We start from the raw sequence: 15,250 nt of genomic DNA, 5'->3' as shown, positions 1-15,250 counted from the left end.
GAACTCCCCTTGCCTGCTTCACGTTCCGTCTCCTCGGCCCTCGTCGTCGCGGCCGTCACCGCGTCCTGCCTGGTGCCGGCCGTACCGGCCCTGGCCGACGCGTCCCCCCTGCGGTTCTCCCAGCCGTACGTCCCCTCCATCGCCCCGGGCAGGACGGGCCGCGTCGTCATCGCGGCCCTGAACGGCCAGGACCCGGCCCGCAGCAGCACCTTCCGGATCACCGCCCCCGAGCGGACCACGTTCCCCGAGGCCCGCTTCTACTGGAACGGCCAGCGGGCGGGGGGCTCGTGCACCCGTTCCACGGACGCGCGCCTGCTGACCTGCGACGCCGGAACCCGCGCCGGCTTCGCCTTCCCGGCGAACACCCAGACGCGACTGGCGGTGACCGTCCGGGTCGACCCGCACGCCCCCGAGGGAACGACGCTCGACGGCGGCGAGTGGGCCAACGGCCAGGACGCCCCGGCCCTGTTCGCCGTGGCGACCCCGGTGAAGGGCCCGAAGGGCGACGACGGGCGGCCGGGCCACGACGGACGGCCGGGCCACGACGGCCACGACGGCATGCCCGGCCACCACGGCAAGCCGGGCCGCCCGGGCCCGAAGGGCGACAAGGGCGACAAGGGAGACCGGGGCGAACGCGGCGAACGCGGCGAGACAGGCGAGCGCGGCCCGAAGGGCGACCGCGGGGACGCCGGCCCGCAGGGCGTCCCGGGCCCCAAGGGCGACACCGGCCCGGCCGGCCCGCAGGGCGAGCCCGGCCCCCAGGGCGTCCCCGGCCCCAAGGGCGACACCGGCCCGGCCGGCGGCCCGCAGGGACCCAAGGGCGACAAGGGGGACAAGGGCGACCAGGGCGACCGCGGCCCGCAGGGCGAACGCGGCGACACCGGTGAGCGCGGCCCCCGGGGCAACACCGGCGACACCGGCGCCCCCGGCGTCCCGGGCCCGAAGGGCGACACCGGCCCGGCAGGCCCGCAGGGCCCGCAGGGCGAGCCCGGCCCCCAGGGCATCCCCGGCCCCAAGGGCGACACCGGCCCGGCCGGCGGCCCGCAGGGCCCCAAGGGCGACCGGGGAGAGCGCGGCGACACCGGCCCGGCCGGCCCGCAGGGCCCCCAGGGACCCCGTGGACCCAAGGGCGACACCGGCAAGCCCGGCCACTGCAAGAAGTGCGGCGGCCACCACGGCAAGAACGACCACGGCAAGGGCGACCACGGTAAGGACCACCACGGTAAGGACCACCACGGCAAGGGTGACCACGGCAAGGACGACCACGGCAAGGGCGGCGGCAGCCCGAAGGCCCGCGTCGTCACCTCCGCCAAGGGCCTCGGCATCCGCTCCGGCCCGGGCATGAACCACACCAGGACCGGCAAGATCCCGGCCAACACCGTGGTGAACCTCCAGTGCAAGGCCAAGGGGGAGACCGTGGGCGACAACGCGATCTGGTACAAGCTCGCCGACGGCCGCGGCTGGATCCCCGCCCGCTACGCCCTGAACCTCAACAAGGTCCCGTACTGCTGACGGAAACACCCGCCGGGCATGACGAAGCCCCCGCAGCCGATCGGCTGCGGGGGCTTCGCCCACATGGGATGAGTGGAGATGGCGGGAATCGAACCCGCGTCCAACGGTGCAGAAGCAGGGCTTCTCCGAGCGCAGTCCGCTGCGCCTTTCTCGGCCCCGGAGATCACACGGACAAGTCTCCGACGGGCTCAGTCACTGTTTGGTTTCCCTCCAACCCCCGTGACCGGGGCTAGAGGTTTAGATCCCTAGTTGACGCCAGGATCCGGACCGGGACCACTTCCGGGCTGACGCTCCTCACAGAGGCTTCAGCTCACTGTTATTAGGCAGCGAGGGTGAAGCGGGAGTTATCGCTCTTGGAGTTGGCGATTATTTTTTGCGACATGTGGTTAGCGAGATCATTGCCGCTTCCTCGGCTCGCTTCCCCTGCATCGACAGCCGCTGTCGAAACCGATCATCCCCATGTTCACTGTTCAGTTGGGTACTGCTGGTACTGCTCCAAGCAGCGCCGCCCCCGGAGGGGGGTGGTGCTCACGCCATGGTACGCGAAGGGGACCCCCGCGTGCCAGGCGATTAAACCGTGCCCCGCTGCTTGCGGCGCACCGCCGAGATCGCCCGCTGCGTCTCGCGCGTGTCCTGCTTCTCGCGCAGGGTCTGCCGCTTGTCGTACTCCTTCTTGCCCTTCGCCAGCGCGATCTCCACCTTCGCGCGGCCGTCCTTGAAGTACAGGGACAGCGGGACGACCGTGTGGCCCGACTCCTCCGACTTGCGCCCCAGCTTGTCGATCTCCTCGCGGTGCATGAGGAGCTTGCGCTTGCGGCGGGCGCTGTGGTTGGTCCAGGTGCCCTGGCTGTACTCGGGCACGTGCACGTTGTACATCCAGACCTCGCCGCCCTCCACCGACACGAAGCCGTCCACCAGCGAGGCGCGGCCCTGGCGCAGGGACTTGACCTCGGTGCCGGTCAGGACGATCCCGCACTCGTAGGTGTCGACGATCGTGTAGTCGTGCCGGGCCTTCTTGTTCTGGGCGATCAGCTTGCGCCCTTTTTCCTTAGCCATAGTGCGGTCATTTTCGCACTACGGACCCACCCCGAGGCCACTCAATACCGTACGGGCCCGCTCCTCCGCCCCGTCGCCGGCCGGCAGGTCCGGGGTGATGCCGTCGCCGTCGAGGCTGCGGCCCGCCGGGGTGCGGTAGGTGCCCACGGTCAGCTCCGCCACCGCGCCGCCCGGCAGCTCGGTCGGCATCTGCACCGAGCCCTTGCCGAAGGTGCGGGTACCGACCGTCACCGCGCGGCCGCGGTCCTGGAGGGCGCCGGTCACCAGCTCGGCCGCGCTCATCGTGCCGCCGTCGACCAGCGTCACCAGGGGCCGGGCGGTGTCCCCGCCCGGGTCGGCGTACAGGGCGCGCTCGGAGCCCCGTACGTCGTACGTCGCCACGAGCCCGCCGTCCAGGAACGCGGAGGCCGCCGTCACCGCCTCGGTGACCAGCCCGCCGGGGTTGCCGCGCAGGTCCAGCATCAGCCCGCCGCCGGGCGGGGCCTCGCGGACGGCCGCCCGGACCCGTTCCCCCGAGCCCCGGGTGAAGGAGGCCACCTTGATCAGGGTGACGCCGCCCGCGAGACGGCGTACGGTCACCGGCTCGGTCCGCAGCTGCTCGCGCCGGACGGTCACGGTGCGGTCGGCGCCGTCCCGGCCGAGGCCGAGCACCACCGGGGTGCCCGCGTTCCCGCGCAGCAGGGCCACCACGTCGTCCACGGCCAGACCGGTGACGTTCCGGCCGTCCACGCTCAGCAGCCGGTCCCCGGCGCGCAGTCCGGCCCGGTCGGCAGGGCCGTCCGGCTGGACGCGTTCGACCTCGATCCGGCCGTCGCGGCGGCGCCCGGCCCAGAGGCCGACCCCGGTCCAGCGGCCGTCGAGGTCCTCGGCGAAGGCGGCGTACTCGCCCCGGTCGTAGACGGTGCCCCAGCGGTCGCCGCTGCGGCTGACCACCTCCTGGGCGGCCTTCTTGCCCGACTTGCCCTCGGCGACGGCCTCGGCGGCGGCCCGGGCGACGGCCTCCCGGTCGGCGGTGCCGGAACCCGCACCGGGGGGAGGGTCCTGGCCGGTGGTGCCGGTGAGGGCGGCGGCCGTACGCGTCCCGTCCGCTTCGTGCGGCACCCAGCACCCCGCTCCGGCGGCGGTGCCCACGCAGACGAGGAAGACCAGCGTCAGGACGGCCCCGCGACGCGGATCGCGGGGCCGGAGACAGAGGGCGGGCAGACCCGGCATGCCGCCGAGTCTAGGACAAGCCCGGCTGCGGCAAGGCGGGTTGGCGGCAGGCCACAGGAGGCGTTCGTCATACCTTCAGGTACTTGCGCAGCGCGACGAACGCGGCGAGCGAGGGCATCAGCAGCCCGATGACCAGCACCAGCGGCAGCTTGGCGAGGACCGCGTCCCAGCCGATGAAATTGATCAGTTCGAGCTTCTCACGGAGCGCGATGCCGTGGTCGATCACGAAGTACTGGCCCGTGCCGAGCATCAGGCAGGCGAAGACGGCGCCGATGAGACCGGCGACGGCGGCCTCCATGATGAACGGCACCTGGATGTAGAAGCCGGAGGCGCCCACCAGCCGCATGATCCCCGTCTCGCGCCGACGGCTGAACGCGGAGACGCGCACCGTGTTGACGATCAGCAGCAGCGCCACGATCAGCATGACCAGCATGATGCCGAGGGCCGCCCAGTTGAGGGTGCCGAGCAGGGCGAAGAGGTTGTCCAGCTCCTGGCTCTGGTCGGCCACCGACTGGACGCCGTCGCGCCCGGCGAAGGCGGAGGTGATGACCTCGTACTTCTCGGGGTTCTTCAGCTTGACCCGGAAGGAGTCGGGCATCTGGTCGGGCGTGACCACGGCGGCCAGGGCGGTGTGGCCGAAGCGCTCCTTGTAGTGCTTGTAGGCCTCGTCCGCCGACTCGTACATGACGGTCTGGACGAGGTCCATCTTCTTGAGCTCGGACTCGATGCCCTGCTTCTGCTCGGGGGTGACGGCCCCCTTGGAGCAGGGCCGGCCGGTGGCGGCCGGGGCTCCGGCGGCCGCCACCGGGGCGGCGGCGCCCGCCGCGTCCAGGGCGTCGTTCTTGGTGCAGAGGTAGACGGTGACGTTGACCTTGTCGTACCAGTACCCCTTCATGGCGCTCACCTGGTCGCGCATGAGCAGGGAGCCGCCGAACAGGGCCAGGGACAGGGCCACGGAGATGATGACCGCGAAGGTCATGGTGAGATTGCGGCGGAGGCCGACGCCGATCTCCGACATGACGAACTGGGCGCGCATGACGTCTCAGGGCCTTTCAGTGCTGGTAGCCGTAGACGCCGCGCGACTGGTCGCGCACGAGCCGGCCCTGTTCGAGTTCGATGACGCGCTTGCGCATCTGGTCCACGATCTGCTGGTCGTGGGTGGCCATGATGACGGTGGTGCCGGTCCGGTTGATCCGGTCCAGGAGCTTCATGATGCCGACGGAGGTCTGCGGGTCGAGGTTGCCCGTCGGCTCGTCGGCGATCAGCAGGGCGGGGCGGTTGACGAAGGCGCGGGCGATGGCCACGCGCTGCTGCTCACCGCCGGACAGTTCCCCCGGCATGCGCCCCTCCTTGCCGCCCAGCCCGACGAGCTCCAGGACCTGCGGGACGGCCTTGCGGATCTCCCCGCGCGGTTTGCCGATGACTTCCTGGGCGAAGGCGACGTTCTCGGCGACCGTCTTGTTGGGGAGGAGGCGGAAGTCCTGGAAGACGGTCCCCAGCTGGCGCCGCATGTGCGGGACCTTCCAGTTGGAGAGCTTCGCGAGGTCCTTGCCCAGGACGTGCACCTGGCCGTGGGTGGCCCTTTCCTCGCGCAGGACCAGCCGCAGGAAGGTGGACTTGCCGGAGCCGGAGGAGCCGACCAGGAAGACGAACTCGCCCTTGGCGATGTCGAGGGAGACATCTCTCAGTGCGGGCCGGTTCTGCTTCGGGTAGGACTTGGAGACGTTGTCGAATCGGATCACGGGAGCACCACGGTCGCCGGGAGTAGGTGACGGTGACCATACGCGACCGGACGCCGGGTGGGGACCCGGCATCCGGAGTTGCCCGATATATCCCCGGGTGGGGAAGGAGCCCGACCGTGATTGCCCGGACGGGCCGCGCCGAATGCCGGTGGAGCTGGCACAGTGGTAGGGGGAACGTACTCCGTCCCCGCGCCGTTGACCCTGACGAGGGGACGAGAGGAGGAGCGCATGACATATGACCGGCTCGTGTGCGCGAACTGCGCCGCACCCGTCAGCCAGGGCCGCTGCCCGGTGTGCCGGGCGAACCGGGAGCGCCTCCAGCAGGAGGGCCCCTTCGCCGGGATGAACCCGGCGGCGCTCATAGCGCTTCTGGTGGTGCTGGTGGCCGCGCTGGCGCTGGCGGCCCGGGCCGCGTAGGGCGCGCCGCGTCCCGATCGAGGCGCTCGCCGGTGATCACAGCGGATCACCGGCCACGGACGGACGACCCGCGCGCGGTTCACGCGGGTGGGATCACACGTAAGGGGGAAGGGCCCGGACACCTGTCGGTGTCCGGGCCCTTCCGCGTCCTCACGCGCCGCGCCTGCTACGCGGTCTGCTCCTGCTGCTTGCGCCAGCGGATGCCGGCCTCCAGGAAGCCGTCGATGTCGCCGTCGAGCACCGCCTGCGGGTTGCCGACCTCGTACTCCGTGCGCAGGTCCTTGACCATCTGGTACGGGTGCAGGACGTAGGAGCGCATCTGGTTGCCCCAGGAGCTGCCGCCGTCCTTGAGGGCGTCCATCGCGGCCTGCTCCTCCTGGCGGCGCCGCTCGAGCAGCTTGGCCTGGAGGACGTTCATGGCGCTGGCCTTGTTCTGGATCTGCGAGCGCTCGTTCTGGCAGGAGACGACGATGCCGGTCGGGATGTGCGTGATGCGCACGGCGGAGTCGGTGGTGTTGACGCCCTGGCCGCCGGGGCCGGAGGCGCGGTACACGTCCACGCGCAGCTCGGACTCGTCGATCTCGACGTGGTCGCTGGTCTCGACGACCGGCAGTACCTCGACACCGGCGAAGGAGGTCTGGCGGCGGCCCTGGTTGTCGAAGGGCGAGATGCGCACGAGGCGGTGGGTGCCCTGCTCGACGGAGAGGGTGCCGTAGGCGTACGGGGCCTTGACCACGAAGGTGGTCGACTTGATGCCGGCCTCTTCCGCGTACGAGGTCTCGTAGATCTCCGTCGGGTAGCCGTGGCGCTCCGCCCAGCGCAGGTACATGCGCTGGAGGCGCTCGGCGAAGTCGGAGGCGTCGACGCCTCCGGCCTCGGCGCGGATGTTGACCAGGGCCTCGCGCTCGGCGTACTCGCCGGAGAGCAGGGTCCGGACCTCCATCTCGTCCAGCGCCTTGCGCACGGACACCAGCTCGGCCTCCGCCTCGGCGAGGGTGTCCGCGTCGTCCATCTCCTGGGCGAGCTCGAACAGCACGGCGAGGTCGTCGATGCGGCCGCGCAGGGTCTCGGTCTTGCGGACCTCTGCCTGGAGGTGCGAAAGCTTGCTCGTGATCTTCTGGGCGGCCTCCGGGTCGTCCCACAGGGACGGCGCGGCGGCCTGCTCCTCGAGCACGGCGATATCTGCCCTCAGCTTGTCGAGGTCCAGGACGGCCTCGATCGACCCCATGGTCGAGGAGAGGGACTTCAGCTCTTCGGAAACATCGACGACTGCCACGGGTCAAGCCTAGCCGGTCCTCGGACGGCACTGTCCGGCCAGGCCGGATCGGACCGTACAGAGGAGCGTGGGTACGGGCGTACGCTCCTCGTATGACCGTTCCCCTCGTGAAGCGCCGCCATGTGGACCACATGCGTGTGACCACGACGAGCTGTCTGCCGCCGGACCCCGCACGAGCCTGATCCACCCCGATCCGACTTAGGTCCTGTACGCGGCCACACCGCCCCGGCGCCACCCCTGCCGGCGGCGTGCTCCCTCCGCCTGCCCCGCCATCTCCGGGGCACAGGACCCCGTGACATCCGAAACGGAGCCGTCATGCCGTCCGCGCACCCTTCATCTTCCACCACCACCTCCGCCGCGCCCGCCCTCGCCGTCATCGACCTCTCGCGGGCGGACGACCCCGCCGAGCGGCCCGGCTTCCTGGAGCAGCTGCACGCCGCGGCCCGGGACACCGGCTTCCTGTACCTGACCGGCCACGGCATAACGGAGGCGGAGACCTCCCGCATCCTGGAGCTCACCAGGGCCTTCTTCGCGCTGCCGGAGGCCGACCGGCTGGCCGTGAGCAATCTGAACTCCCCGCACTTCCGGGGCTACACCCGCATCGGGCACGAGCTGACCGGCGGGGCCTCGGACTGGCGCGACCAGCTCGACGTGGGCGCGGAGCGGCCGGCGCCGGTACTGGGGCCGGCCGACCCCGCGTACCTGTGGCTGGAGGGCCCCAACCAGTGGCCGGCGGCGCTGCCGGAGCTGCAGGAGACGGTCCTGGGCTGGCAGGAGCGCCTGGCGGGGGTGGCGCACCGGCTGCTGCGGGAGCTGCTCGCCTCGATCGGCGCGCCGCCGGACTTCTTCGACGCGGCCTTCGCGGACCGCCCCCACCTGCACACGAAGCTGATCCGCTACCCGGGGTCCGCCCCGTCGGGCACCGACCAGGGTGTCGGCGCGCACAAGGACTACGGCTTCCTGACGCTGCTGCTCCAGGACTCGGTGGGCGGGCTGCAGGTCGTCCGGGACGGCGGCTACGTCGACATCGCGCCTCGGCCGGGGGCGTTCGTGGTCAACCTGGGCGAGCTGCTGGAGATCGCCACCGAGGGGTACCTGCGGGCCACCGACCACCGGGTGGTCAGCCCGCCGGGGGCGGTGGAGCGGTTCTCGGTGCCGTTCTTCTACAACCCGCGGCTCGACGCGGTGGTGGAGACCGTCCCCGGGGAGTACCTGCGCTCGGCGCCGGGCGTCGCGCACGACGCGTCGAACCCGCTGCACGCGGAGTACGGCCGCAACGAGCTCAAGGGCTGGGTCCGCGCCCACCCGGAGGTCGCCCGCCGCTGGCACCCGGACCTGACCTCCGTGTAGTCCGGGCGCGGCCCGTCCTACCGGGGGTGGGGCGGGGCCGACCGGCCGCCCTTGCCGTCCTGCGGCGGGGGCGCCGGGTCGTCGCCCGAGACGGCGAGCCAGCTCCCCAGGCCCACCGCCGTCACCAGGGCCAGGGCCGACGCCGAGAGCACCAGCCGCCGCTTGCGGGCGGCCTCGGCCCGGTGCCGGGCGGAGCCGGGGCGGTGACCGCCGGCGGGGCGGGGGACGCGGGCGGTGCCCCGCGCCCCGCCCGCCAGCTCCTCCGGGCCCGGGACCCGCATCGAGGTGTGGGTGTCCCGGTTGGAGTCGGTGGCGGAGCCCGGGACCAGCGGGACCACGCCCCGCCTGCGCACCGGGTCGGCGGCGGTGTCGGGCTCCCGCTCGGGCTCGGGCTCCGGGTCGGCGTCGTCCGGCTCGTCCACGTCGAGCGGGGGCATCCCGGCGAGCAGCGGCAGCAGGTCCCTCAGCCGGGCCGACAGCTCGGAGGCGCGCAGCCGCGAGGCGGGGGCCTTGGCCAGGCACTGGACCATCAGCTGCCACAGCTCGTCGGGGATGCCGGGCAGCGGGACCACGGTCTCCGTGACGTGCCGGCGCAGTACCGCGCCGGGGTGGCCGCCGCCGAAGGGGGTGAAGCCGGCCAGCAGCTCGTACAGCACCGTGGCCAGGGCGTATATGTCGACGGCCGCCCTCGGCGGCAGGCCCTCCACTATCTCCGGGGCCAGATAGTCGGGTGTTCCGATGATCCGGGTGGTGGGGGCGGCGCTGCGGCCGCCGGTGGCCCGGCGCGGGGAGTCGATGAGCTTGGCGACGCCGAAGTCGGTGAGCAGCGCGGGGTGCGCGCCGCCGGGGCCGAGCGGTCCCTGCATGTCGAGCAGGACGTTCTCCGGCTTGACGTCGCGGTGGACGACACCGGCCGCGTGGGCGGCGGCGAGCGCGTCGGCGACGTCCGCGACGATGGCCACGGCCGCCTCGGGAGCGAGCCGGCGCTCGCGGTCGAGGCGGGTGCGCAGGTCCGTTCCGCGGACGAGGTCCATGACGAGGGCGAGGTCGTTGCCGTCGACGACGAGGTCGCGCACGGAGACGACGTGCGGGTGCTCCAGTCCGAGGAGCGCGCTGCGTTCCTGGACGAAGCGTCCGACCAGTTCCTGGTCGGAGGCGAGGTCCTCGCGCAGCAGCTTGACGGCGACGGGGCCGTCCGGCCCTTCGCCGAGCCACACCGTGCCCGCGCTGCCGCGCCCCAGGATCTGGTGGGCGGTGTACCGGCTGCCGATCTTCCGTGCCACGACTGCTCCCTCAGCGGCTGGCGTAACGGACCAAAGCTACGCGGCCGGATGGGGGTTGGGGTCGCCGGATCGCGGCGACCTTCACTTCTGCGGGCGAAATCACGTCCTGGATGTCGACAAATCAACAAGGTCGGCGCTACGGAGCGGCTCCAGGGGCCCCACCGGACGGGGTCCGGGGGGCCTCAGGAGGTCCCGCCGCCGTTGTCCGTCGAGCTTCCGACGGAGCCGATGAAGTCGGCGACCTCGGTGCCCCAGCTCCAGATCTGGTCCCACCATCCCTTGCCGGTGCCCACCCATTCCTGGAGCGGGGTGAGCTCCCAGATCAGCCAGCCGCCCACGAAGAGCAGCAGGATCATCACCAGGCAGCCCTTGAGGCAGCCCAGGCCGGGGATCCGGACCGGGTTCGCGCTGCGGCGGCGCGGCTCGCGCGGCGGACGGGGCTCGCGGGGGGCCTCCTGCTGCGGCCGGCGCTGCTGCCGCGCGGGCGGAGGCTGCGGCGGCTGCTGCTGGGGCTGGCGGTACTGCGGCTGCTGCTGGGGCGGCTGCGGCTGCTGGTACGGCTGGGGCTGGTAGTGCTGGGGCGGCTGCTGCGCGTACTGCTGCGGCGGGGGCTGCTGCTGGTACTGCTGCGGCGGCGGGGCCGGGCGGTACTGCTGCCGGGGCGGCTGCTGCGGGGGCGGCGGCATCTGCGGGGCCGGGCGCTGGGGACGGCGGCGCAGCGGGTCCTCGGCGGGGTCGAGGTAGTGCATCTGCGTCTGCTCGTTGCGGTCGCGCGCGGCCCGCATCTGCGACTGCCACGGGTGCGGCGCGTCGGGCTGCTGCACCGGGGGCATGACGGAGGTCGGGTCGGGAGCACCGGGGCCGCCGGGCGCTCCGGTGGCCGGCAGCACGGTGGTGGCGTCGGCCCCGCCGACCGGCGGGAGCACGCTCGTCATGGCGTTCGGGTCGTACGCGTCGGCGGGGGCGGCGGCCGCGCGGCCGGGCAGCACCTGCGTCGGGTCGGCGTTGCCGGGGTTGCCGGGACCGGCCGGGACGGGGGCGGGCGAGGGGTCGGGCGCGAGCAGGGCGGCGACGCCGAGGGCGGCCTCGACCTCGTCGGGCGAGGAGTGGACGCGGATGCCAGCGGCGACCACGCGCAGGCCGCGGGCCAGGCTCTCGGCGCTGGGCCGCTCGTCGGGCTCCTTGCGCAGGCAGTGCTCGATGACGATCCACAGCGCCTCGGGCACGGCGGGGGGCCGCTGCGGTTCCTCGCTGAGGTGGCGGTGCAGGACCTCGAGCGCGCTGCCGCCGGCGAACGGCGGGCGGCCGGTGACCAGCTCGTAGAGGAGGATGCCGGCGCCGTAGATGTCGACGGCGGAGGTCTGCGGGCGGCCCTCGGCGGACTCGGGGGCCACGTAGGCGGGGGTGCCGACGAACTCGTGGGTGCGGGTCAGGCCCGGGGAGTCGGCCAGGCGCGCGATGCCGAAGTCGGTGAGCATCGGCTTCATCTGGCCGCCGCGCTCGTCCAGCAGCACGTTGGCGGGCTTCAGGTCGCGGTGGACCACGCCGTCGGCGTGGCTGGCGGCGAGCGCGTCCGCGATCTGGGCGGTCAGCAGGCTCGCGGCGACCGGGCTGAAGGGGCCGTTCTGGCGGATGTACTTGTGCAGGTCGGGACCGTCGACGAGGTCCATGACCAGGGCGAGCAGATCGCCCTCGACGACGAGGTCGCGGGTGCGCACGATGTTGGGGTGGGTCAGGCGCAGCAGGACGGAGCGCTCGCGCAGGAAGCGCATGACGATGTCCGCGTCCTGGGCCAGCTCCTCCTTGAGGACCTTGATGGCCACGGTCTCGCCGGGCTGGCCGGCGACGGCGGCCTCCGCGCCGGCGGTCTCCCGCTGGCGGGCACGCCAGACGGTGCCCGTGGCGCCGCGGCCGAGCGGCTCCTCGAGCAGGTACTTGCTGCCGACTGGCCGCACGTCTCGCGCTCCCTGCTGTCGTCTTTCGGCTGATTCCACCGAGTGGGTTTCCGGCCCAACTCTAGGGGGTGTCCGGGGGGAAGACGCGGGCCGGCGGAGGTTGGTTGCCGCACATATGTGCGAAGGGTGAGTTTTGTGGGGTATGCCGGGGGCGCTTTTCCCCGGGTTTCCCCCGCCGGAGTGGCGCGTTCCCGCCGGTGGGTGAACCGCACCACCCCCACTCAAGATCATTTATCGGCGGGTGCCGGGCGTGTTGCGGGCGACAGGTGCGAGGATGCACCCGTACGGAACGGCCGGGACGGGAGCCCTGCCTTCCGGCAGACCTGAACGGACGAGGCGTCCGTGCCGGGCGGGGGTGTCGATCGGGCGGGCAGGTCCGCCGCTGCCCCTGCCGGGCGCACGCACGCACCGCGCACTGCGCTCCGCGCAGAAGGGACCGCTGACGGCGATGCAGATCCGGCTGACCGTCCTCGGGTCGCGCGGCGGCCACCAGGCCGCCACCGCGCCCGCCGGCTGTGACGTGCTCGTCACCGCGCCCGCCGGGACCCCGCTGGCCGCGGTGGCCTCCGGACTCGCCGCGGCCGCGGGCGGCCCCGACACCGGCGGCACCGTGGTGCTGTACGCCGGTTCCCGCCGCCTCGACCCCCAGCGCGCCGTGCTCGGCGAGCCGCCCCTGGTGGACGGCGCCGTGCTGGCCCTGCACACCCCCGGGCCGGACACCGCCGCCGTCCCGGCCGGGGACGGGCCCGGCACACCGCAGCTGCACGTGGTGGCCGGACCCGACGCGGGCGGGGTCCACCTGCTGCACCCCGGGGCCGTGCGGATCGGGCGCTCGGCCGACGCCGACGTGCCGCTGGACGACCCCGACGTGTCGCGGCTGCACTGCGCGGTGACCGTGCTGCCGGACGGCCGGGTGACCGTGGCCGACCTCGGCTCGACCAACGGCACGACGCTGGACGGCACCGAGGTCGGGGCGGGCGCCGTCCCGCTGGCCCCGGGCGCGCTGCTGCGGATCGGCGAGTCCACGCTCCGGCTCGCCCCGCGGGGCGGCGATCCGGCGCTGGCGGTCGTCCCGGACCTCGAGGGCCACCTCGGACTGGCGGGCCCCTCCCCCGCCGGGGACGCCGCCCCGTCCCCGGCCCCCGCTCCCCGGGCAGCCGCGGAGCACCCCGCGGCCGCAGGCGCCGGGGCCGGCTCCGGCGAGGGCCTGCCCCCGCACTCCGACGGCCTCCCCGGCGACGGCGTCCCCGGCGAGGAACCCGGCGCCGCACGCCGCCGGCGCGGCGGGATCGGCGCCTGGGCCCGCAAGTGGGTGCGCGGGGAGGAGGAAGCCCCCGGGCAGCCGGCCGGACCGGAAGCCCCCGCGGCCGCCGCGCCGGACGAGGACGACCCCGCGGCGCTGCTGCTGGCGGCGCTCGGGCCCACCGGGCGGCTCTGGTCGCGCGGCACCGGGCACCCCCGGTTCCTGGAGGCGGGGCTCGGCGCGGGCTGCCGGGTCGCCCTGCCCGAGTGCGGCTCGCTGGGCATCGCCGGGCCCCGGGCACGGCTGACGGGGGTGGCCCGGTCGGTGGTCGCCCAGCTCGCGGGACTGCACGCCCCGACCCGGCTGGAGATCGTCCTGCTGGCCGCCGACCGCGCCCGCCCCCTGGCCGAGCGCCGCCGCGACTGGGGCTGGCTCGGCTGGCTGCCCCACGTACGGCCGGCGCACGGGCAGGACTGCCGGCTGCTGCTGGCGTACGACCGCGACCAGGCGGCCGCCCGCACCGCCGAGCTGACCCGGCGGCTGGACGACACCCCGCTCGGCACCGGCTGGGCGACCGCCGGCCCGGCCGCGCTGCGGCAGGCCGCCGCCGCGTACGAGGGCCCGCGCACGCTCGTGGTGCTGGACGGCGACCCGGGCACGGCGGCCCTGCGCGACCTCACCGGACGGCTCGCCTCCCACGGGACCGCGGCGGGCATCCACCTCCTGGTGCTCGCCGAGACCCCGGCCGCCACCGCCGCCTCCCCGGTGGCGGCGACGTACGCGACGGCCTGCGCGGCCACCCCGGCGTTCCGCGACTGCGGCCGGATCGCCCTGCTCAGCGGCGATGTCGCCACGGCCGTACGGAGCTTCGCGGTCAGCGGCGGCCACCCGGTCGCCGCGGGCCGTACGGCGGTGGCCGACGGCGTCTCGGCGGCCTGGGCGGAGCGGTTCGCCCGGGCCCTGGCCCCGCTGCGCGCGGACGGCACCCCGCCCGAGGGCGGCGCGTCCCGCCCGGCCGCGGCCACCCTCCCGGCGGCTTCCCGGCTCCTGGACGAGCTCGGGCTGGCCCGCGCCACCCCGGCGTCACTGATGGCCCGCTGGGCGGAGGCCACCGACCAGGGCCAGGGCGTCGGCGGGCTCGCGGAGGTCGTCCTGGGCACGGGCCGGCGCGGGGCGGTCGGTGCCGAGCTGGTCCACGACGGCCCGCACCTGCTGGTGGAGGGCCCCGCCGGCAGCGGCCGGACGGAGCTGCTGCGCTCGATCGCCGCCTCCCTGGCCGCCGCGGCCCGCCCCGACCGCCTCGGCCTGCTCCTCCTCGACGGCGCTGGCGGCGAGCGCGGCGACGGTCTCCAGCCGTGCACGGAACTCCCGCACGTGTCGGCCCACCTCGTGGCCTCCGACCCGCTGCGCATGCGGGAGTTCGCGCAGGCCCTCGGTGCCGAGCTCAAGCGCCGCCACGAGCTGCTGGACGGCGTGCCGTTCACCGAGTGGCACGCCCGGCGCGAGCTGTCCGGGCGGATGGTCTCGCCCCGCCGGCCCTCCCCGGGCGAGCTGCGCGGCGACCTCGACCCCTCCCTGGGCGGTCCGGGCTGGGGGGACCCCGTGCGCACCGGCACCCTGCGGCTGCGGGCGGCCTCCACCCGTACGGAGCCGGCGGGCGGGCCGACGCCGCTGCCCCGGCTGGTGGTGCTGGTGGACGACTTCGACGCGCTGGTGGCCCCGGCGCTGGGCAGTCCGGGCCGACAGGCCGCCGGTTCGGTGGTGCGGATCCTGGAGGGCGTGGCCCGCGAGGGCACCCGGCTCGGGGTGCACCTGGTGGTGGCCAGCGCCCGCCCCGAGCGGACCGCCGACACCGAGCCGGCCCGGCTGGCGACGCTGCGGGTGGAGCTGGACGCCCCCGACCAGCCGGGGCCGGGCCGGGGGCGGCTGCTGTACGCCGACGGCCGTGCGGTGCCGTTCCAGGCGGGCCGGGTCACCGGCCGGATCCCGCGCACGGCGACCCTGAGGCCGACCGTGGTGCCGGTGGAGTGGGAGCGGATGGGAGACCCTCCGGCCCGCCGCCCGGTGCGCGAGCTGGGCAACGGCCCGACCGACCTCGCGCTGCTGGCCAGCGCCCTGGAGCGGGCCTCCCACCTGGTCTCGGCGATACCGGTGCCGTTCCCGCCGGCCCCCTGACGCTCCGCGGCTCCCCCGTCACGCGGTAT

Annotated in this window: 11 protein-coding genes and 1 other RNA gene; 4 read left to right on the top strand and 8 right to left on the bottom strand. The window is 74.4% G+C overall.

Annotated elements, in window-relative coordinates:
* Positions 1-9: 9 nt before the first annotated feature.
* A complete protein-coding gene (locus tag ACZ514_RS19505) occupies positions 10-1,512 on the top strand; it encodes an SH3 domain-containing protein (protein ID WP_469125238.1) in 1,503 nt (500 codons plus the stop codon).
* A 70-nt stretch (positions 1,513-1,582) separates the two neighbouring features.
* Here ACZ514_RS19505 and ssrA read toward each other — a convergent pair.
* The 5 genes from ssrA to ftsE form a co-directional block, all read right to left on the bottom strand.
* Positions 1,583-1,971, bottom strand: a transfer-messenger RNA (tmRNA) gene (ssrA, locus tag ACZ514_RS19500).
* A 111-nt stretch (positions 1,972-2,082) separates the two neighbouring features.
* Positions 2,083-2,568, bottom strand: coding sequence for an SsrA-binding protein SmpB (gene smpB, locus ACZ514_RS19495; protein WP_468171685.1), 486 nt, complete (start codon positions 2,566-2,568; stop codon positions 2,083-2,085).
* 18 nt (positions 2,569-2,586) lie between these two features.
* Positions 2,587-3,780 carry a S41 family peptidase gene (locus ACZ514_RS19490; protein WP_469125237.1) on the bottom strand — a complete coding sequence of 398 codons (1,194 nt, stop codon included), beginning with the start codon at positions 3,778-3,780 and terminating at the stop codon, positions 2,587-2,589.
* Between the two features lie 67 nt (positions 3,781-3,847).
* A complete protein-coding gene (gene ftsX / locus ACZ514_RS19485; protein WP_469125236.1) occupies positions 3,848-4,816 on the bottom strand; it encodes a permease-like cell division protein FtsX in 969 nt (322 codons plus the stop codon).
* A gap of 16 nt (positions 4,817-4,832) precedes the next feature.
* Positions 4,833-5,522, bottom strand: coding sequence for a cell division ATP-binding protein FtsE (ftsE, locus tag ACZ514_RS19480; RefSeq protein WP_007264414.1), 690 nt, complete (start codon positions 5,520-5,522; stop codon positions 4,833-4,835).
* Between the two features lie 228 nt (positions 5,523-5,750).
* Here ftsE and ACZ514_RS19475 point away from each other — a divergent pair, with 228 nt between their 5' ends.
* Positions 5,751-5,939 carry a hypothetical protein gene (locus ACZ514_RS19475; protein ID WP_468171679.1) on the top strand — a complete coding sequence of 63 codons (189 nt, stop codon included), beginning with the start codon at positions 5,751-5,753 and terminating at the stop codon, positions 5,937-5,939.
* Between the two features lie 166 nt (positions 5,940-6,105).
* Here the strand turns inward: ACZ514_RS19475 and prfB are convergent, their stop codons facing one another.
* Positions 6,106-7,215, bottom strand: a complete 1,110-nt coding sequence (gene prfB / locus ACZ514_RS19470; RefSeq protein WP_468171676.1) for a peptide chain release factor 2 — start codon at positions 7,213-7,215, stop codon at positions 6,106-6,108.
* A gap of 315 nt (positions 7,216-7,530) precedes the next feature.
* Here prfB and ACZ514_RS19465 point away from each other — a divergent pair, with 315 nt between their 5' ends.
* Positions 7,531-8,565, top strand: coding sequence for an isopenicillin N synthase family dioxygenase (locus ACZ514_RS19465; protein ID WP_468701278.1), 1,035 nt, complete (start codon positions 7,531-7,533; stop codon positions 8,563-8,565).
* A 17-nt stretch (positions 8,566-8,582) separates the two neighbouring features.
* Here ACZ514_RS19465 and ACZ514_RS19460 read toward each other — a convergent pair whose 3' ends face one another.
* Both ACZ514_RS19460 and ACZ514_RS19455 read right to left on the bottom strand, forming a co-directional pair.
* Positions 8,583-9,848, bottom strand: coding sequence for a serine/threonine-protein kinase (locus tag ACZ514_RS19460; protein ID WP_468171670.1), 1,266 nt, complete (start codon positions 9,846-9,848; stop codon positions 8,583-8,585).
* Positions 9,849-10,030: 182 nt separating this feature from the next.
* Positions 10,031-11,803 (bottom strand): serine/threonine-protein kinase, encoded by a 1,773-nt coding sequence (locus ACZ514_RS19455; RefSeq protein WP_469125235.1) that lies wholly within the window; start codon positions 11,801-11,803, stop codon positions 10,031-10,033.
* A gap of 448 nt (positions 11,804-12,251) precedes the next feature.
* Here ACZ514_RS19455 and ACZ514_RS19450 point away from each other — a divergent pair, with 448 nt between their 5' ends.
* Positions 12,252-15,221, top strand: coding sequence for an FtsK/SpoIIIE domain-containing protein (locus ACZ514_RS19450; protein ID WP_469125234.1), 2,970 nt, complete (start codon positions 12,252-12,254; stop codon positions 15,219-15,221).
* Positions 15,222-15,250: the final 29 nt, after the last annotated feature.

The sequence above is a fragment of the Streptomyces sp. NPDC034086 genome (genome assembly GCF_055575515.1).
This window is presented reverse-complemented; position numbering and strand designations above follow the sequence as displayed.